At 31.3% G+C, this 20,184-nt stretch carries 19 protein-coding genes; 1 reads left to right on the top strand and 18 read right to left on the bottom strand.

The window, feature by feature from the left end:
- Positions 1-123: 123 nt before the first annotated feature.
- The 7 genes from rpmE to CP520_RS03375 form a co-directional block, all read right to left on the bottom strand.
- A complete protein-coding gene (gene rpmE, locus CP520_RS03405; protein WP_096863048.1) occupies positions 124-414 on the bottom strand; it encodes a 50S ribosomal protein L31 in 291 nt (96 codons plus the stop codon).
- Between the two features lie 228 nt (positions 415-642).
- Complete coding sequence (fba, locus tag CP520_RS03400) at positions 643-1,548, bottom strand: class II fructose-1,6-bisphosphate aldolase (RefSeq protein WP_096863047.1); 906 nt, start codon at positions 1,546-1,548, stop codon at positions 643-645.
- 134 nt (positions 1,549-1,682) lie between these two features.
- Complete coding sequence (locus tag CP520_RS03395) at positions 1,683-2,534, bottom strand: ABC transporter permease (RefSeq protein WP_157755784.1); 852 nt, start codon at positions 2,532-2,534, stop codon at positions 1,683-1,685.
- Complete coding sequence (locus CP520_RS03390; RefSeq protein WP_096863044.1) at positions 2,491-3,333, bottom strand: ABC transporter ATP-binding protein; 843 nt, start codon at positions 3,331-3,333, stop codon at positions 2,491-2,493. The genes CP520_RS03395 and CP520_RS03390 overlap by 44 nt, the downstream gene beginning before the upstream one ends.
- A gap of 94 nt (positions 3,334-3,427) precedes the next feature.
- Positions 3,428-4,129 carry an acetolactate decarboxylase gene (gene budA / locus CP520_RS03385; RefSeq protein WP_096863043.1) on the bottom strand — a complete coding sequence of 234 codons (702 nt, stop codon included), beginning with the start codon at positions 4,127-4,129 and terminating at the stop codon, positions 3,428-3,430.
- Positions 4,130-4,149: 20 nt separating this feature from the next.
- Positions 4,150-5,841 carry an acetolactate synthase AlsS gene (gene alsS / locus CP520_RS03380; protein ID WP_096863041.1) on the bottom strand — a complete coding sequence of 564 codons (1,692 nt, stop codon included), beginning with the start codon at positions 5,839-5,841 and terminating at the stop codon, positions 4,150-4,152.
- A 28-nt stretch (positions 5,842-5,869) separates the two neighbouring features.
- On the bottom strand, positions 5,870-6,505 hold the full coding sequence (locus CP520_RS03375; RefSeq protein WP_169835711.1) for a bifunctional 4-hydroxy-2-oxoglutarate aldolase/2-dehydro-3-deoxy-phosphogluconate aldolase: 636 nt from the start codon (positions 6,503-6,505) through the stop codon (positions 5,870-5,872).
- 77 nt (positions 6,506-6,582) lie between these two features.
- On the opposite strand from CP520_RS03375, the gene CP520_RS03370 reads away from it, so the two are divergent.
- Positions 6,583-7,380 (top strand): triphosphoribosyl-dephospho-CoA synthase, encoded by a 798-nt coding sequence (locus tag CP520_RS03370; RefSeq protein ID WP_096863038.1) that lies wholly within the window; start codon positions 6,583-6,585, stop codon positions 7,378-7,380.
- On the opposite strand, the gene CP520_RS03365 is transcribed toward CP520_RS03370, so the two are convergent.
- The 11 genes from CP520_RS03365 to gltX all read right to left on the bottom strand — a co-directional run bounded on the left by CP520_RS03365 (position 7,377) and on the right by gltX (position 20,182).
- On the bottom strand, positions 7,377-8,420 hold the full coding sequence (locus CP520_RS03365; RefSeq protein ID WP_157755783.1) for an adenylyltransferase/cytidyltransferase family protein: 1,044 nt from the start codon (positions 8,418-8,420) through the stop codon (positions 7,377-7,379). The genes CP520_RS03370 and CP520_RS03365 overlap by 4 nt on opposite strands.
- Positions 8,413-9,588 (bottom strand): citrate lyase holo-[acyl-carrier protein] synthase, encoded by a 1,176-nt coding sequence (locus CP520_RS03360; RefSeq protein ID WP_096863036.1) that lies wholly within the window; start codon positions 9,586-9,588, stop codon positions 8,413-8,415. The genes CP520_RS03365 and CP520_RS03360 overlap by 8 nt, the downstream gene beginning before the upstream one ends.
- Positions 9,569-11,125, bottom strand: a complete 1,557-nt coding sequence (gene citF, locus CP520_RS03355; RefSeq protein WP_284070278.1) for a citrate lyase subunit alpha — start codon at positions 11,123-11,125, stop codon at positions 9,569-9,571. Before citF ends, CP520_RS03360 begins: the two co-directional genes overlap by 20 nt.
- Before the next feature lie 22 nt (positions 11,126-11,147).
- Positions 11,148-12,062, bottom strand: a complete 915-nt coding sequence (locus tag CP520_RS03350) for an HpcH/HpaI aldolase/citrate lyase family protein (RefSeq protein ID WP_096863034.1) — start codon at positions 12,060-12,062, stop codon at positions 11,148-11,150.
- The gene (gene citD / locus CP520_RS03345; protein WP_096863033.1) at positions 12,062-12,334 is read right to left on the bottom strand and encodes a citrate lyase acyl carrier protein; all 273 of its coding nucleotides are present in this window, start codon (positions 12,332-12,334) and stop codon (positions 12,062-12,064) included. Before citD ends, CP520_RS03350 begins: the two co-directional genes overlap by 1 nt.
- 84 nt (positions 12,335-12,418) lie before the next feature.
- On the bottom strand, positions 12,419-13,705 hold the full coding sequence (locus tag CP520_RS03340; protein ID WP_096863032.1) for a 2-hydroxycarboxylate transporter family protein: 1,287 nt from the start codon (positions 13,703-13,705) through the stop codon (positions 12,419-12,421).
- Between the two features lie 78 nt (positions 13,706-13,783).
- On the bottom strand, positions 13,784-15,172 hold the full coding sequence (locus tag CP520_RS03335) for a hypothetical protein (RefSeq protein ID WP_096863031.1): 1,389 nt from the start codon (positions 15,170-15,172) through the stop codon (positions 13,784-13,786).
- 149 nt (positions 15,173-15,321) lie between these two features.
- Positions 15,322-16,947, bottom strand: a complete 1,626-nt coding sequence (locus CP520_RS03330) for a CTP synthase (protein ID WP_096863030.1) — start codon at positions 16,945-16,947, stop codon at positions 15,322-15,324.
- Positions 16,948-17,015: 68 nt separating this feature from the next.
- Positions 17,016-17,420 carry a DNA-directed RNA polymerase subunit delta gene (gene rpoE / locus CP520_RS03325; RefSeq protein WP_096863029.1) on the bottom strand — a complete coding sequence of 135 codons (405 nt, stop codon included), beginning with the start codon at positions 17,418-17,420 and terminating at the stop codon, positions 17,016-17,018.
- A 49-nt stretch (positions 17,421-17,469) separates the two neighbouring features.
- Positions 17,470-18,687: an HD domain-containing protein gene (locus tag CP520_RS03320; protein WP_096863028.1), complete on the bottom strand. Its 1,218-nt coding sequence runs from the start codon at positions 18,685-18,687 to the stop codon at positions 17,470-17,472.
- Positions 18,677-20,182 carry a glutamate--tRNA ligase gene (gene gltX / locus CP520_RS03315; protein ID WP_096863027.1) on the bottom strand — a complete coding sequence of 502 codons (1,506 nt, stop codon included), beginning with the start codon at positions 20,180-20,182 and terminating at the stop codon, positions 18,677-18,679. The genes CP520_RS03320 and gltX overlap by 11 nt, the downstream gene beginning before the upstream one ends.
- Positions 20,183-20,184 lie beyond the last annotated feature (2 nt).

Below are 20,184 nucleotides of genomic sequence, written 5' to 3'. Positions count from 1 at the left end.
CCTCCTTTAAGGTTTATTTTTTATATAACTTAATAATATCAACTAATGATATTAAAAAGTTTCACCAAGGGTCAATTAGATTTTTTGGCGAAAAAAAAAGAACCACAAAGGTTCTCATTTTTATTATTTTGAAGCTTTTTCTTTTTTAGCGTTTGTAGCTTTTTTTGCTTCTGAATCTGCTTTAGCTGCTGCATTTGTAGCATCACGTTTAGCAAATTTGTTTTTGAATTGTTCAACACGACCTTGATTGTTTGCGAATTTTTGGTTTCCTGTGTAGAATGGGTGACAGTTTGAACAAATATCAACTCTCACTTCTTCTCCTCTAGTAGTTCCACATGTAAATTCGTTTGCACAAGTTGTACATACGAATTTAGCATCATCAAAGTATTGTGGATGTATATCTTTTTTTGGCATAGATCTTGTCTCCTTTGACTATGTTTTCATTCTAGATATAAAATACTCTCTTGTTAATTAAATATTTTAAATACCAGACTTTATTATACAACTAAAACCCTTATTTCGTTGAATTTTTTTCTATGAGAAAATGAAAAATTAGCAAAGAAAAAACAAACGCTAATAACGGATTGTTAGAAGCGATTTGTTTTTATATTATATTCGAATGTTTATGAAAATTTGAACAAATTATTTTTGAATTTGGTCAGCTTTTCCTTTTGATCCCATTCAAGTAATTAAGTTAGTCATTTCTGCACAAATTGCGTCATAACCAGGTTTTAATAATTTACGTGGGTCAAATCCTTTAGCTTTCATATCTTGTGATTTACCAGCCATTACGTATTCACGAGTAGCTTTTTCGAATGCTAATTGTAATTCAGTGTTGATGTTTACTTTAGCAACTCCCATTGAGATAGCTTTTTCAACTTGATCTTGAGGAACTCCTGATCCACCGTGCATTACTAATGGGAAGTGAACTGCGTCTTCAATTTTTGCTAATTGATCGAAGTTTAATGATTTTCATCATGATGGGTAAGGACCATGAATGTTTCCGATTCCAGCTGCTAAGAAATCAATTCCAGTAGCAACCATAGTTTTAGCTTGTGCTGGATCTCCTAATTCACCTTCACCGATAACTCCGTCTTCTTCTCCACCGATTGAACCAATTTCAGCTTCAACTGAAACTTCATGAGGTTTTGCATAAGCAACAACTTCTTTAGTTTTTTCAATGTTTTCTTCGAATGGTAAGTGTGATCCATCGAACATTACTGATGAGTAACCAGCGTCGATACATGCTTTAGCCATTTCTACTGATTGACCGTGGTCTAAGTGTAATGCAACTGGTACAGTGATGTTTAATGTTTCCATTAAAGCATCAACCATTGCTACTACTACTTGAATACCACCCATATATTTAATAGCTCCTTCTGAAGTAGCTACAATAATTGGGGTATTTGTTTTTTGTGCAGTTTCTAAAACTGCTTTAGTTCATTCTAGGTTGTTGATGTTGAAGTGACCAATTGCGTAGTGGTTTTCAAATGCATCATGAACCATGTTGTGAGCGTTTACTAATCTATTGCTGTATAATTTTGGCATAATAAATTTTCCTCTTTCTTTCGTTCACTTTTATTATACTAATCTTGCTATGATAAATAAACTAATCTAAGAGAAATTAAACAATTTGTCTAATGTAAAAAACTAGCTTTAAAAAGCTAGTTTTCTTATTGTTATTAATCATTAGAACTTCATTTAAAAGTCATGGTTGTGATTGCAAATAAGGCTACGATAATTCCAGCACTAGCAACACATGGTTGTCAGATTTCAGTAAACACTTGATAAGTTGGTCCGTCAAACATTTGTCATGCCGATTCAATACTTTTTGAAGTAACAGCATTTCCATACATATAAGGTGTGAAATAAGAAATAATTCTTAATGCTTTAACACTACCAATAGTAGTATAAGGAATCATAATTCCAGATAAGAATAATGATAAGAAGTAAATAATCATTGTTACTCCTTGAACCATACTTTGTGAAGAAAAGATTCCAGCAATTAAGGTTGCTAATCCAATAGACATTAAGGAAATAAAGATTGTTCCTAAGATAAATCAACCTCAATTCATTGAATTATATTGGTCAACTGCATCACCTTGAGCAATAATTAATCCAACAATAATTTGTACACATACTCCTAATAAACCAACCAATAAGTTAAAGGTTCATAAGGATAATAAAAAGGTTGTTTTACTAATTCCTGTTGTATCAATTCTTTTTAAGAAAACAGAATTTTTTCAATTAATTAATCCAGTTCCTAAAGTTGTAATCACTGTTAATGGAGGCAACATTAAATACCCAATTAATGATTGTGAATATTTATTTCTTAATAAGAAGTAAAAGATTACAAAATAGAAGGTTGGAATTACAAATAAAGAAATAATTCCACTTGGATCTTTAATTCAAGATTTAGCAATTAAAACAAAGGTTGAATTAAAATCACGGCATTTTTGTTCGAAGCGATTTTTAACATAGCCATAATTCTTATTTGTGTTTTTTGAATCAGCTTCTTTTTTTGTGTTTTTCATTGCTTTGTTCTCCTTCGTTATTTGTTCCTTGTTTTGGGTTAAAGTCTTTGATTGGAGCATTTGCTTTTGGATCTGCTTTTAAATCACCATCAAAGTACTTTTGCATCAATTGCTTAACTCCTCCATAATTTTTATCAATGTTTTCAACTGTATCATCAAATCAAACAATTCCATCATGAATAATAATTGCACGGTTACATAAAGCCTCAACTTCATCAGGTCTATGAGAAACAATAATCAATGATTGATGTTCTTTTTCAACAGTCGCAATAAAATAATTAATAATTTGGAATTGTAATTTCATATCTAATCCAGTTGTTAACTCATCTAAGATTAATAATTGCGGATTATTTAAATCAGAAATCATCGCATTAAAACGTTGTTTTTGTCCACCAGATAAATTTTTAATTTGTTGCTTATAGAATTCTTCAATTCCAAAAACTTTAATTAATTCTTTTTCTCTTTCATCGGTAAATCTTGGAAAGACTTGTTTATAAAAGTTAAGCATAATTTTTGGAGTAATTCCGGCTGGTCATTCTCCTTGTTGAAATTGAATTCCAATTTCTTTTTTAACTTCAGTTTCACTACCAGGAATATTAATTTGAATATCACCACTAGTTGGTTTTGAAGTTAAAGCTATCATATCAACCAAAGTTGATTTTCCAGCACCATTTGCTCCTAAAACAGCAATTTTATCTCCACGGTTAACAGTTAAGTTTAACCCTTTTAAAACTTCTTTTTTAGGATATGATTTATGAACATTATTAACAATAACAATTGGTTCTTGGTTTTGTGCCATATAAAAGCTCCTTTATTCTCTAAAAAAAGTATATAACAAAAAAACTAAGTCTTTTTGCAGACTTAGTTATGTTTTATAAAAATACTTATCGATATTATTTTGCTTTTTCAGCAGCTTCGATTTCAGCTTGTAAACTATCATGATAATTTAAATCATGATTATTAATTTTTAATTCAATATCATTTACTCGCGTAAATTCAATTTTCATTTTTTTAGCTTTGAAATCCAAGATATGTCCACCACAATCTCTTGTGTCATTGATGAAGTGTTGATGGAAACCATCAACACTTACTGTGTTTAGGTATGGTGGTGTATAAAATCCAACGATATTTCCTTTAATGTTATCAAAGGTTCTCACACGTTGAATATTATTTATTTCTTTTATGGTTGGATATGGTTTTGGAATGGTGCTAACAGTTCTTGAAGTAATTTCACTTCATTCTCCTGTAATGCGAATTGCATACATATATTGTTTTCCATGTTTTGCAATTTCACCAAGCATTTTATTAAGATATTCAGTTTGGCTAACTTCACCCATTTCAATAGCGAATTCAGGTGTGAAGTTAACATTAACTGCATATGGTGCTGTCCAGTCGTCATGAACAGCATTGACACTTCCATCACTTAATAATTGGTAATAATTACCATCAATGGCAATCATTTCCCCATTTCCTTGATCAAAAGTTCCAACCCCGGTGTTACCGGTTTTTTTTATCTCTTTATATGAGAAGTATCCATCTCAGTCACCTGATGAAAGTGATGCAATACTGCTATAAGAAGTTAATTTAATCGCCATAAATTTTTCCTTCTTTTCTACTAATTGCTTCCTGTTGGATCAATCATTTTTTTAGCTAAATCGATGTTTTCGCGATAATCAATTGGGATATGCACAACGGCAACTCCTTTGTAGCTTAAAGCTTCTTTCATGATTTCATCTAATTGTTCTGGTTTTTCAACAGTGAATCCTTTCGCCCCAAATGATTCAGCATATTTTGCAAAGTCGATTTTTCCTAATTCGATTGCAGTTGAACGACCATATTTCATTTCTTCTTGGAATTCGACCATGTTATAAGCGTGGTCATCTCAAACGAAATGAGTAATGTTTAATCCTTCACGGATAGCTGTATCAATTTCTTGTGATGAGAACATAAATCCTCCATCTCCTGAAATTGAGATTTGTTTTTTACCTGGGTTTAAAATACTTGCGGCCATTGCTCATGGAAAAGCAACTCCTAAAGTTTGCATCCCGTTGGTAAATAATAGTTTCTTAGGTTCGTAAACTTTCATATTACGAGCCATTCAGATATAAGAAGAACCAATATCAACTGACATTACAGTTTGGTCATCAACAACAGGGAAGTTTGCATCGTCTAACAATCCTCTTAAAGTGTCAATAAAGTGTAATGGGTGTACTAAATTACTATCTTCAGTATATTGAGTGCGTTGTTTATTTAATTCTTCTTTATAAAGTCCAATAATTTTTTCAGCATCAGCTCCAATTTGTCTTGGCTCTGATAGCTCTGCTAATTTTCTCACAGTTCTGGCAATATCGCCGATTAATTCTGAATGTGGACGGTAATGATTGTCGATTTCAGCAATTGTTTCGTCAATATGGAAGATTTTTTTGTCACGGTTAGCATTTCAAATTTCAGTATCATATTCAATTGGATCAAATCCAATAGTAATAACTAGATCAGAAGCATCTAATAATCTATCTCCTGGTTGGTTTTTAAATAAACCAACACGTCCGAAGAATAATTTGGGTTCTAATTCTCTTGAAATAACTCCAGCTGCTTGGAAGGTTTGAACAACAGGAATGTTTGTTTTTTCTAAGAAAGCACGGATTTCTTTAACCGCACGATATTCAGGAGCTCTCATTCCAAGCATAATTACAGGCATTTTAGCATTTTTAATTTCTTCAGCTAAAGCTGCAATTTTACCAGTATCAGCATGTCCCAAAGTATCATGAGGAACTGGTGTTAATGGATCAACATCAGCAATATCTCCTTGAACATCGTTTGGAATTGAAAGGAATGTTGCTCCCTTTCTTGATTGGTTTGCAATTCGCATTGCGTTTGAAATTGCTTCAGAAACAGCGTTTGCTGATTCAACTTCAACAGAATATTTTGTAATTGGTTCCATCAACGCTGCATTATTCATTGATTGGTGGGTACGTTTTAATTCGTCTTTACGATTAACTTGTCCCCCAATTGCTAAAACTGGGTCATTTTCTGCTGTTGCAGTAACTAATCCAGTTGCAAGGTTAGAAACCCCAGGTCCAGATGTTGCTAAAACAACACCAGGTTTTTCTGAAAGTTTTCCCATTCCTTGAGCAATAAAAGTAGCGTTTTGTTCATGTCTTGTTACCACAAGTTTTGGTGCATTATCATAATCGTTAAAAGCATCTAAGATTTTATCGATTTTAGCGCCGGGTACTGTGAAAACATGATCAACACCATAATTAATTAATGTTTCAATAACTAATTGGGCACCTGTTTTTTTTGCCATAGTCTAATCTCCTTTTATAAATTTATTATTATAAGTATTTTGCAGTAATTGCTACATATTTTTTAGCAATTTCAGTGATTTCTTCTAATGAAGTACCAACTGGTGCTCCACCTAAATCAGCAGTGATTCCACATCCTAATACTCCAGCTTTGAAGTATTCATCCATGTTTGATTGGTTAGGTCCAGCTGTTGCTAATAAGTTAAATTGTGGGAATGGATTTAAAATAAGTTTTACCATTTCAGGTCCACCAATCATAGCTGGGAAGAATTTAATAATTTTAGCTCCACCCATTTGTAAGTTATACATTTCAGTTGGAGTTGCTCCTGATGCAATTAAAAGAACATCTTGTTCATTACATCATTTTAATAATTCAACATCACAAACAGGATCAACTAAGTAAGTTGCTCCAGCAGCGATTGATTTCTTAGCATCATCAATTGTTAAAACTGTTCCAGCTCCAATATTTGCATCTGGGAAACGTTTTCTAGCTTCTTTGATTAATTCAAAAACATTAGGAATTGTTAAAGTTAATTCAATAAAGTTAATTCCTCCTGCAATTGATCCTTCAATGATTTTCATTGCATGATCGTAATCATTTGTTCTTACGATTGTTGAAAGTCTGTGTTTTTTAAATTCGTTAAAGTGTTTTTCAATATTTGTCATAATTATGTTTCTCCTTGTTAATTTCATTTTACGCTCTTAATATGCTCTATAATACGAATTAAGAGGTGAATGTTTTAATGAATAAGTCTATCTATTATAAATCAGCTTTAAAAGCTGTTAAAAGTGAAATGGACAGTTATCCAAGTTTAGGTCTAGTCAGCAAACAAAATAGTGGTTCACATAGCGATATGTCAATTAAAGATTTTGAAAAGAGTTATGAAATCTTTCCAAAATACTTAACAGATATCACTAATAATCTAGATGAAATCCATTCATTTGATGATCTTAGAAAAATTGGTTATCGCTATGAACAAGAAATGTTTAAAGCTACCAATAATATTAATACTCATAAAGGTTTAATCTTTTGTTTAGGAATCTTTTACTACTCTTTATTAAAGAATAAGAAGAAAAGTGAAATAATTCCTGAAATTAAAGAATTTTGCAAACCTTTATTAAATGAGTTAGCAAACAATCCTGCAAACAGCATTGGTTTGAAACTCTATAAACAAAACAAGATTTCAGGTGCTAGGCAAACTGCTTTAAGTGGTTATGATATTGTTTTTAAAGCCTATGACTTTTATAAACAATTTATAGAACCACAACACTTAAAAGAAAATGAAAATAACTTCATTATCTTAATTTATCTTTTAATCCATATTCAAGATACAACCTTAATTAATAAGATTGGTTTAAAAGAATATATGGATGTTGAAGCTAAATTTGCAAAGCTATTAACTTTTATGAAAAAAGATTATCGTAGTTGCGAACAAGAAGTTTATGAATTAAACACTTGAGCAATTAATAATAATATTTCACCAGGTGGTTGTGCTGATTTACTTGTTTTAGTTGATACATTAATCTTTTCAGACTTTTAATTGTCTTTAAAGATTTTTGTTTTGTCCGTTTTTAATCTTGTATCAAGATCTATGCTATTTAGAACTTGAAGAGTTGTTTTTGGAACAATTTCTTCAAGTTCTTTTTCGTTGTGATTTAAGATGTCTAATCTCGCTGTTGAAGCTGAGATTGGTTTTCCATCAAAATCTTTTCTATCAATTACTACTAATTCAATCCCATTAGCATTCATAACAGTTGCTAAGGCTTCGTTATACATTTCAGTAGTTTTTGAATATGGTTCAGTTCCCACAAAACGTTTTTTAACATCAAGTGGTTCTTTAAATAATTTAACAAAGATGTTGGCATCTAAATTTGTTTGCTGTTTGATAACTTCATCATCAGATTTCAAGAAATAACTTGGGAAAACTGATTTAGAAATAATATAAGGACAACCATTTAAAACTTTAACGTTTTTAAATTGTTCTGATCCTTTAGTAATCATTTCTTTTCTTTCATCATAAGTAAAGAAACTCATGTTTTCTAAAACAGGAACAACATATAAAGTGTCAACTTGTTTTGAAGCTTGTTCAATTAAATATTGGTGACCATAAGTAAAGGGATTTGCGTTCATAACAATAACCCCGTTGTTTCCAGGAATGTTAACTGATTTTAAATAGTTTTCATAATCAGTTACACGATCAGGACGATTAGTTAAAAACGCAATTGTGTCGTTTTCATAAATCATTCCAAACCCCATTTTCATAAATGTGTCACGGTTTTTTTCTTTAGTAATGATGAATGCTTCATCATAACCTTCGTTAGAAATTCTTTCTAACATGTGAGTAACCATCACATTTGATAAACCTAGCCCACCGAATTTAGAACAAACAGCAATACACTTAATTAAGTTAAATTGGGTTGAACATGTAGCCATGATTTCGTTTGTTTGAACATTTCTTAAGGTTATACAATAATCAATAAAGTCTAATTCTAAGTCGAATTTTTTTAAAAAGTCACTAACTTCTTGCATAGCCTTTTTGTTGTTAATATCAACAACATCTAAATAATAATCATTATTCATAAGCTTTCACCGCATTTTCTTGAGCATTTAATAAATGGCGGTTTAATAAAACTTCCATTTCTTCAACATCATCATTTAGTAATGAATCAATTAATTCAATATGTTCAGAAAATGATTCCTTTCTTAAATTCCCTTTTTGATATCGTTTAGGGTTAGTTAAGTTAAAAACGTCATTAACCCTTTTAAAAATACCTTTCATGAATTCGTTGTTTGATAAAGAACGCATGATTGTGTTAAATAATTTATTTATTCTCAACATATCATCAGTATTATCAAGATCAACTTTTAACATGATTTCTTTTAATCTTCTTAAGATTGTTCTTTTACTATCAGTTAAATGTTCATAGATATTTCTATAAATCATTTGTTCGATAGCCATTCTTGTTTGTGATGCTTCTAGAATACTTTTTTTATTTAAAGTAACAACAGTCGCACCAACATTTTTTCTAACTTCAACCATTCCTAAAGAGTTAAGTTCAGTAATTACAGTTCTAATTAAAGTTCTTGAAACTCCATATTCTTTTGCTAAGTTATCTTCTAAAAGTTTTTCACCGCTTTGAAAAACCCCAGAATGCATTTTTGATGCTAAGTCATCATAAATATAAGCAAAAGAAAGTTTAAATGGTATTGGTTTAGAAATTTGTTCATCAATAAATGCATCTAATTCTTCGATGCTATGAGTTTGTCTATTAGCACAAACTTTAGCTTCGTTATTACACAAGAAACACTGACGCGGACTATGTGGTCCAACGTCAGTGCGTGAGATTTTATGAGTCAATGTTTCATATACATCGATGTCTAAAAGTTTGGTTTGAGTTCCATATTTTTCTTCATAAGCTAAACATAGTTTCTTTATTTTATAAGCATCAGAATATTCTAATATCATAAAATAAATTTCTCCAGCAAAGTCTTCTAAACAGAAAGTATTTAAAACATTATATTTACTTCCTAATTCTCCTAAAAAATTAAAATAGAATTTTTTTAAGAATTCCGAAGTTTCTTTAGTTGCTTTGATATAACCTGGAATATTTAAACTCATGGTTACAACTAAATTATTCGTATTAATTTGGTCGTCTAATATAAGTGATCTCAGCTCACGTGAATCTAAGATTGCATTTCTTGTAGTTTCTTTTTGTGATTTGGTTAAATTATGCTTCTTCATCATCATCTTTTATTGCTTTATAGATGATGTCATTAATTGATCCGTCGCGATATTCAACTAAAGCTACAGGGTGTGAGTAATCATATTTGATTGCGTCAGCTTTTCCAACAATACCTTCAGCGAATGCTTTCATTTCTTCTAAAGTTTTAATTGGTAAGCTTGTTTTTGATAAAATGTCGATTAAATCTTGACGTAATGGATTGATTGCAATTCCATAGTCAGTAACAACAATATCAACAGTGTTCCCTGGTGTGATGATAGTTTGAACTTCATCAACGATTGATGATAATCTACCACGAATAGTTGGTACAGCTACGATTGATACTTCAGCTCCAGCTGCAGTATCTGAGTGTCCTCCACTAGCTCCACGGATAACTCCATCAGAACCAGTAATAACGTTAACGTTGAAGTTAACATCAACTTCTAATGCTGATAGGATAACGAAATCTAATTTGTTAACAAATGGTGAATCGTTTTGTCCGTTAGCATATTGTGAAGCTGAGATTACGTGGTGGTGTAATGGGTTTTCATGAACTGATAATCCAGCACCAGCATCGAATGATTGAACGTCAAATAATTCTGACACTAATCCTTCTTTTAATAAGTCAACTTGGTGAGAAGTAATTCCACCTAAACATCAACCAGCTTTAATTCCACGAGTAATCATGGCTTGACGGATTGGTGTAATAGCTGAAAGTGAAGCTCCTCCAGTTCCCATTTGCATTGAGAATCCTTCTTTGAATTGAGGTAAAGAAGTAATTACTCCAGCAATGTTTTGGGCAATAATTTCTTCTTTTGGTGAAGCGGTTAAACGAATAGCTCCTCCAGCAATTTTGCTAGGGTCTCCGATTGATTCAACTTCAACAACATAATCAACATATGATTGTGATAATGCAATTTCAGGGTTTGGGAAAGGTACAAGTGTATCAGTAATAACAACTGTTTTTCTTGCAAATTGAGCATCAGTTAATGCATAACCAATACTTCCAAATGGTGCTTTACCTAAAGAACCATTGGCATTTCCCATTTCATCAGAAGATGAAGCTGCTAAGAAAGCAACATCGATTTTTAAATCTCCTGATTCAATAGCACGAGGACGTCCCCCGTGTGAACGGATGATTACAGGTTTAGCTAAGTTTCCACCTGAAATGTATTCTCCCATTTTGTCTCTTAAACCTGAAGTTTGGATACCTGTAACAGTTCCATCTTTCATGTAATCAACTAAGAAGTCGTGTGCTCCTGTTAATGATGAGGCTGCAATGGTTAAATCTTTAATTCCCATTTCTTTAATAGCAGTCATAACTTGAGCTACAACCATATCTCCTCCACGCAAGTGGTGGTGGAAAGAAATAGTCATTCCATCAGCTAATCCAGTTTCTTTAATAGCTGTTTTTAAATCAGCTAAAACTTTAGTACGACGTACTCCATAGTGAGCTAATTCTTTTTTAGCAGTAGTAACTGTACTAATGTGTTCTTGATCAGGGTTAAAGGCTACTAGTGGGTAGTCAATTCCTTTGATTTTATCAAGAATATCTTGGTTCATTCTTTTTGAATTTACGTATTTACTATTCATTGATTTCATCCCCTTTTAACATATTAAATTCTTTTGCTAAAGCAACAACTTCTTGTTGTTTTTCAACGATTGGTTTATCAACCATTGTTCCACGGAATAAGAATACTCCTAATCCTTTTTTAACAGAATCGTTGAAGGCATTTACCATAGCAACTGCATATTCAACTTCATCAGCAGTTGGTCTAATAACATCGTTAATTAAACGAACTTGGTTAGGGTGAATACATGATTTTCCTGAGAATCCTAAAGCAAATGAGTATTTAACATCTTCTTTGAATCCTTCTTCATCAGCAGTGTTTCCATAAATAACATCGAAAACATCAATTTTAGCAGCACGAGCTACGTGAATTAAATGTTGACGTCCGTATAGTAATTCTGTACGGTGTGGTGGAATTTTAGAACCATGAAGATCGACTAGATAGTCGGCTCCTCCTAATGCTAAAACTTGAACACGGTCTGAAGCAGCAACGATTTCTTCTGCTTTTAAAACACCTTGTGCAGATTCAATTGCAGCAGCAATTAAAGTTTTACCTTTATTAAATTGTTTTTCGTATTTTTCTAATAAAGCAACTGTTTTTAAAACGTCATCAGCAGATTCAGTTTTTGGTAAACGAATCATGTCAACTCCACCTTCAATTACAGCGGCAATATCTTGTTCATATCATGGAGTATCAATTCCGTTAATACGAACACAAACTTCGATTCCATAATCGTTATAGTCGATTTCTTTTAACATTTCTCTTAATAAGATACGAGTAGCATCTTTTTCTGAGAATGAAATAGCATCTTCTAAGTCAAACATTACAGTGTCTGGTTTGTAGATTGGTAAATCGCGGAAGTTAGCAGGTTTATTCGCAGGAACGAATAACATACTTTTACGTGGTGTAGTTCTTTTTCAACCGTTCATTATTGAGCATCTCCCATTCTATCAACAGCAGTGATTATTCTAGCGCGAATAGCACCAGGTAATGCACCTTGATCATTTAAGATTACTTTTCCAGAAGTAATATTTAAAGCAGCTAATTGTTGTTCAGCTACATCTAAAATATTTTTATGGTATTGCTTATCAAAAGTAGAAGTTAAAACAATATCTAGCTTATCAGTGGTTGATGGTTCTAAAGTAACCAGGATATCTCCTGATTCAACACTACCAGCCATAGCTTTTTTTGTAATTTTCATTAGTATTTTCCTCACTTTGTATACTTTAATTTTAAAACATTTTTCAATGTCTTTTTAGTCTTTTACAAATTGTCTATCTTCAACCTACATCATATACATTGATGGGTTTCAAGAAGCAAATAAGACTGATGCAACGATCAAGACTACAGCTCCTCCGATACGAGTAGAAATTTGTCCGTAAGGCATTAATTCGGTTCTGTTTGAAGCACCAAGAACTGCGATTACTCCAGCTCCCCCTTGTGCAGTCATACAGCATCCAGCGGTGATTCCAGCTTCAATTGGGTAGAATTGGAATGCTTTAGCTAATAACATTGGCACAAATACACATCCCATTACAGTTAATAATGTAATAAAGATTGTTTGTCCTGTTAAAGCTTTAACAAAGGCAGATAAGTCGATACTTGTAATACCGATTGCTAACATAACTAATCAAGTAGTTTGTTTAGAGATGAAAGTTTGGATTTTTGCCATTCCTTGTTTCATATCACTTGGTAAGATATCTGCAACGTTTAATAATAAACAAATTACGATCATTCAAACGTAGTTTGGTAAGTTAATTTTAATAACGTCTTTTGTTAAGATTTGGTTTGAAATAATTGTTGATAAAACATAAATTCCTAAAGTTAAAACAAGAGAAGCTGCAATGTTTCTATCGTTTAAAGGTTTTTTATCTTCAATTACGTGGATGTTACTTTTTGTTAAGTTTCCTCCACCAGAAAGTTCAGGTTTAGATTTTCCTACACCTGCTAAGATAGCAGCAAATAGAATTGAGAAGATGTTGGCAATAACTGTAATAGCAACTGCTCCTGAGTATCAATCTCCTCCAACTTTATCTCCATAGTTTTGAGAAATAACTTGAGACATTGGAACAGTTCCAGCTCCGTTACCTCCCCCAAGAATAGGTAAAGTATAGTTAATAATTGTTGATTTAGCATCAACCCCAACGATTAATCCTCCTAAGATTCCTAATCCAGCACCAGCTACAGAACCGATAGCAAGAATAATAATGAATCCTCCTAAGGCTTTCATCAAGATTTTTCTTGGTACGACTAAAACAGAACAGATTAAGATAACAGAAATATAGAAGTCTAAGAATCCTTGTCCGTTAAATCAAGTTTTGATTGAGTCATAAACCATTCAATCTTTTGGAATTGCGTTAAAGAACACAAGGAATGCACCAATAAACATACATCCCATAACAGCTCCACCTAAATATTTATTTCAGATTGGAATTCTTGAGAAGATTTCTCCCCCAATAATCGCAATGGTAAATAGAATAAACATTGGGTATAACATGTTCATTTGTGCATATCCTGTAGCAATAACAGCGATAGCAATACCTAATAATACGATGTAAATGTACATAGGCATTTTTCAAATTTTAACGTTTAATCACTCTTTAATTCCTCATTCACTACAACGAGCAAATTTAGTTTGAGTGTTTAATCATTAATCTTCGGCATGATCTTTTTGATTAACAAAGAAATCAGCAAAGATAACTGATGTTGGTGTATAGTTTTTATTTGATTCATCGTAAAGATTTCTAACAAGTTTATGATGTTGTTTATGATTTCATTCATCTTCAGAAATTAATTTACGAGCTTCTTTTTTGAAGTTTAATTTGAAGTTCTTTTTATCATATTTTCTAGAAACAGCATCAACATTAGTTTTCTCAGCTTGAGAAATGTTTGATTTTGCTCCATCATTGATATCAATAACCCCTTGGTTAAGGTTTTGTGTTAATAAATCAATTTCGTGATCATATTCAGCAACTCTATCTTTTTGATAAGAAGTTAATCCAGCAATGATTACGTCATTTTTATGTTTTAAAGCTTTTAATTTATCAGCACTTAAAGGTTTTTTAGCAGCAAATTTATCATGTGCTTTTTTGGCACTTTCTTGATGTTTAGCTTCAATTTTTGAAACGTTTTCATCATATTTGCTTTGAGCTTTTGCTAAAGTAGCATCAGCTTTTTCAGTTTTATGCGCACTTTTTGCTTTTATGTTGTCAACTTTTGTTTGATACTCACTGTTTGTGTTTACTAAACAATCTTTGCAATCACCATAAGAACGTGATTTTGCTTTTTGAATTGCATCTGCTTTTCTGTTTTCAACACTTGCATGTTTTTCAGTAGCTTCTTGTTCAGCTCTACTGATACGAGCAGTAGTGTCTTCTTCAATTTGAGCAATTTTTTTAGAGTAATTAGTTTTAATTTCCCCTAAGCGTTTAGTCATCTCAACTTCTGAAAGATTTTCTTTTTGTGCTAATTTTGTTTTATGACATTTAACTTTTTTAGCGTTTGCTAATTGTTGTTCATGATAGTTATCAGCATTAATTAATCTAACTTTTTTTTGAGTTTCAATTTTTTTGTTTTCTTCAGCGAATTTTTGTTCAATTAAATTAATAACAGTTGCTTCATCTTTTGTATTTTTGATGCTTGTTACTTTTTTATCATGAGCATTTTTAAATTCATCTAATTTTGTTTTTTCAGCTTTCTTAATATCAGCGATTTGAACTTTATGTTCGTATTTAGCTTTATCAAGAATTCTTTTTTCGTTATCGATTTTGACTTTCAAGATTTTATCTTGGTATTTATCAACATCAGCTAAAGATTCTTTTGAACGTTTACGTGCTTTTGAAAGTTCGACTTTGTCTTTTTTCTTGTCACGAGCATATTCAACTTTTTTTACAGCTTTGTCGTATTGTCTTTGTAAATCGTCAACTTGGGATTGTTGTCAAGAAGCCATCTTCTTTTCAACTTTCTCTACTTTTTTCTTACCTTCATTAACTTGATCGGTCTGGCGTTCAAGATCTTCAGGTGTTAGTAGCATTTCCATCCTAGTTTGGTGCTCCAGTCTATTTGCATAATCTAATATAACTTTAATATTGTATACAATCCACCCCTCTTTTTAAAGGAAGCGACTAGTTAAAAAACTTGAAAAATTAAAAAAAGAATTCACTAATTGTGAATTCTCTTTAATATATATTATTTTTTAGCATCTTGATCAGCTTTAATAGCTTTAACAAATCCGTTGAATAATGGGTTTGGTTTGTTTGGTCTTGATGTAAATTCTGGGTGGTATTGAGAAGCTATAAAGAATTTATGTCCTGGAATTTCAACAATTTCATATAAATCTTTTTCTTCAAAAATTCCTGAGAATAAAACTCCTTTATCTTCTAATGCTTCACGATATTTAGGAGCGTTAAATTCATAACGGTGACGGTGACGTTCATGAGCAGTATCTGCTTGATAAAGTTCTTCTGCTAAACTACCTTTTAATAGTTTAGTTGGTTGGTTTCCTAATCTTAAAGTTCCACCAATGTTTTCTTTATCAACTCCACGAATGTAATCAAATACAGGTTCACTAGTTTGAGCATCAAATTCAGTTGAAGTCGCTTGAGTTTTTCCTAATAAATCACGAACCATAGAAATAGTCGCAACTTGCATTCCTAAACATAATCCTAAGTAAGGAATATTATTTTTTCTAGCATAACTAGCAGCTGTAATCATTCCTTCAACTCCACGTGATCCAAATCCTCCTGGAACTAAAATTCCTTGAGAATCTTTTAAGATTGAATCAACGTTATCTGGTGTGATATCTTCTGCTTGAACTCATTTAATTTTTACTTTTCTGTCATTGTCATAACCAGCAATTTTTAATGATTCAATTACTGAAAGATAAGCATCTGGTAAATCGATGTATTTACCAACGATTGAAACTTCAATTTCTTCTGTTGAGTTTTTAATTTTCTTAATAAAATTATTTCAATCAGTCATGTCTAACTTATGAGTACGATCTTGTAGTTGTAATTGGTCAATTACAATATCTTGTAAGTTTTGTTTTTCTAATTCTAATGGAACTTCATAAATAGTTTCAGCATTAGTATTTTGAATAACATTCTTTTCTGGAATATTACAAAATAATGAAATTTTCTTTAATAAATCTTGTTCAACTGGTTTATCTGAACGAGTCACAATTACATCTGGTTGAATTCCCATTCCTAATAATTCTTTAACTGAATGTTGGATTGGTTTTGTTTTATATTCTTTTGATGCTGATAAGTAAGGTAATAAACCAACATGGATGAATAAAACATTTTCTTTTCCTTGTTCCATTCTTACTTGTCTAATTGCTTCAATGAAAGGTTGAGATTCAATATCTCCAACAGTTCCCCCGATTTCAGTAATCACAACATCAGCATTTGAAGTTTCTGCACCTTCATAAATTTTTGCTTTAATTGCATCAGTAATATGAGGAATAACTTGAATAGTTTTTCCACCTCATTCACCTTTACGTTCTTTTTCTAAAACATCAGCATAAATTTTTCCAGCACTAGTTGATGATTGTTTAGTTAAGTTAGTATCAATAAATCTTTCATAGTGTCCTAAGTCTAAATCAGTTTCTCCACCATCATTAGTAACATAAACTTCACCATGTTCAAATGGTGACATAGTTCCAGGATCGATATTTAGATATGGATCCATTTTTTGCATGAAAATATCTAAACCACTATTTTTTAATAATAAACCTAGTGAAGAACCTGTGATTCCTTTACCTAATCCAGAAACTACTCCACCAGTTACAAATACAAATTTTGAATTCTTTTTCATAAATTTAATCTCCTTTTAAATCCTTAAAATAAAAAAGAAGTCGTTAAAAATTAATCTAACAACTACTTTTAATTATCCTCGTCGTCGTATGAGTCTTCATCTGAAACGAACATTGTGCTTTCGTCTTCGTCGTCTTCCTCATCTTCAGTTTCGTCTTCGTCTTCATCACTTTTAGCGTCATCTTCGATGTCGTCAAAATCAGTGTTGAAGTCGAATGATTCAACAAAGTCATATTTTTTCTTTAAGTCGTCAAGACTTTGTGAACTTTTTAAAGCTCATTTACCATCGCTAGTTAAAGCGAAACGGTTGTCTAACACCATGTCGGCGTATAAATCAGCAATTAATTTTGATTTATCGTCATTGTCAGCATGAATGTTTGAAGCAACTTCATTTCAAACAGTATTAAAATCTGCTCCATTAGGTTTATCTTGTAAAAATTGGTAAGCAACTTCTACATTTGATAATTTTGCCATTCTTTTAGCTCCTTTTAATATATAAAATCATTTACTTATATTACACTAATTATTTTGAAATAAAAACAATTTCTCTTGTTTTTTCTTTATTAATATTTTCAAAGGCTTCAGCTAATTCTGAAAGGTCAGATAAAGAAAGGATTTTGTTGTCTTTTGAGTCAAAGAAATAAATCTTTTCATCTTTACCATCAACCATTCCGTTTTGATAAACATAAGGTTTTTTTGGTTTATCTTCTAATAAGTAATAATTAGGATCTAAACCTTTTTTAACTAGATTTTCTTTTTCTTTTTCTAAATTAATGTTTTCCATTAAATAAACATCAAAGAAATTTCTATTTAAAATTTTTGTTGCTAAATCATTTAAGATTTTGTCATCTTCTAATTGTGATTGTTTAAAAAGATCATCCATTGTAAAGTCATCTAATTGAAGATATTTATCTAATGGTAAATCTTTTCCTTCTAAGATGTCTGAGAAGAAATATTTTAAACGTTCACTTTTAAAATTAAAGTTGTTATTGTATAAGTCTTTTAAACGTTTAAATCAAACTTGAATCATAGCATCAAAAGCTAATGAAATCTTATGATTATAAACTTGTCTAAACATGTGATAACGTCCAAGAAGATATGATTCAACAGCATAAATTGCTTTTTTGTTAAAAACAATTTTATTATCAATAATCTTTGCGTTATTAATTAACCAAGGAGTGTCTAAAGATGTATAGTCAACTCCAGCAAAATAAGAATCACGTTGTAAATAATCTAATCTATCAGCATCAAGTTGCGAACTAACTAAAAGATTTACAATTGGGTTTTTATAAGTTCCTTTAATGATGTTGGCAACATCACTTGGATTATAGCCATGAGCTTTAATAATCTTAGCAATGTTTCCATTTTCATTAGTAATGATTGCTTGAGAATATTCTTCATGATGTCCGTTTGTGATTCTTTCAAAACTGTGAGAAAAAGGCCCATGACCAATATCATGTAATAATCCAGCCATTAAAACTAAAGTTTTATCTTCATCAGATAAAGCATTAGCAATTGAGGGATTTTCTAAAAATTGATTTAAGACATAGTAAACCCCGATTGAGTGAGTGAATCTGGTGTGCGTTGCACTTGGATAAGCAAATTGTGCTCCTCCAAGTTGAGCAATTCTTCTCAGCCTTTGGAATTCTTGTGTGTTAATTAATTCAAAGAAGATTGGGTCTGAGAATTTAATATCTCCATGAACCGCATCTCTAATAGTTTTGATTTCTTTATTTTGCATTGATTGTTCCTTTAACTTCTTTAATATTGTTTAATACTTTTTCTTTTCCTAGTAAGTAAATTACTTCAGCTAAACTAGGTCCATGTTCTGATTTAGTAGCAAAGATACGGATTGGCATAAACATAGCTTTTCCTTTTTTATCAGCTTCTTTACCAGAAGTTTTAATCACTTGTTGAATGTTATCAACAGTTCAATCAGTGATGTTTGTTAAGTTGTTTTCAAAGATGTTAATTAAATTATCATAATCACCAATTTCTTTTAATTGGTTTAAAGCATCTTCACTAACCTTAATGTCATTGAAGAATAAGTCTAAGTGATCGTTGATTTGTAATCCAAATTCAATTTCTTTTTTAAATAATAATAGAACTTGGTTTAATCAATTTTCATCAACGTTTTCAAGATTGAATCTTGAATTATCAATAAATGGTTTAATGAAAGTTAAATATTCAGTTTCTGAAATTGATTTCATGTATTGTGAATTAATTCATTTCATTTTTACCATGTCAAAAGTAGATGGAGATTTGCTGAAACGTTTTTCATCAAATTGAGCAATTAATTCTTCTTTTGAAAGAATTTCTTGTTCACCAACAGGTGATCATCCTAATAAAGCAATGTAGTTAAATACTGCTTGTGGTAAATATCCTTGGTTACGGTATTGTTCAATGAAGAATAAAGCATTACCACTACGTTTTGAAAGTTTTTTATGTGTTTCATCAACAATTAATGAAAGGTGAGCAAACTCTGGATAACTTCATCCAAAAGCATCATAAATCATTAATTGACGTGGGGTATTAGAAATATGTTCTTCTCCACGAACCACAGTTGTGATTTCCATATCATGATCATCAACAACAACAGCAAAGTTGTAAGTTGCAATTCCGTTTTGTTTAACAATTACAAAGTCTCCGATGTTTTCAGATTCAAATTTAACTTCACCACGAACTAAATCGTTAATAATGTATTCTTTGTTTTCTGGAACATGGAATCTAATTGAATAAGGAACTCCAGCTTCCTCTTTAGCTTTTACTTCTTCTTTTGATAATTTAAAACATTTTAAATTGTATTGTGGAGAAGGATTTCCTTTAGCTTCTTGTTCTTCACGATCTTTTTCTAATTCATCTGTAGTACAGAAACATTTATAAGCTTTTCTCTCGTGTATAAGTTTTTCTGCTAATTCTACATAACGATCAAATTTCATTGATTGTTGATAGTGCCCATATTTATCACTTAATTCTTTATATTGTTCTTTTGTAATTGGTGATTGTTCTTCAACGATTGATTCATCTGGAATAATTCCTAATCACATTAAGTTACTGAATTGTGATTCAATTGCATCGTCAACATTTCTTGCTATATCTGTGTCTTCGATTCTTACAATAAAATCTCCGTCATAGTGTTTTGCAAATAAATAATCCATTAATGCAGTTCTTGTATTACCGATATGTAGATATCCTGTAGGACTTGGTGCATATCTTAATCTGTATTTTTTGCCCATTT

This window comes from Mesoplasma lactucae ATCC 49193 (genome assembly GCF_002441935.1).
Lineage (GTDB): Bacteria > Bacillota_I > Bacilli_A > Mycoplasmatales > Mycoplasmataceae > Edwardiiplasma > Edwardiiplasma lactucae.
The sequence above is the reverse complement of the archived record's forward strand: the minus strand, read 5'-3'. Positions and strand labels throughout refer to the sequence as shown.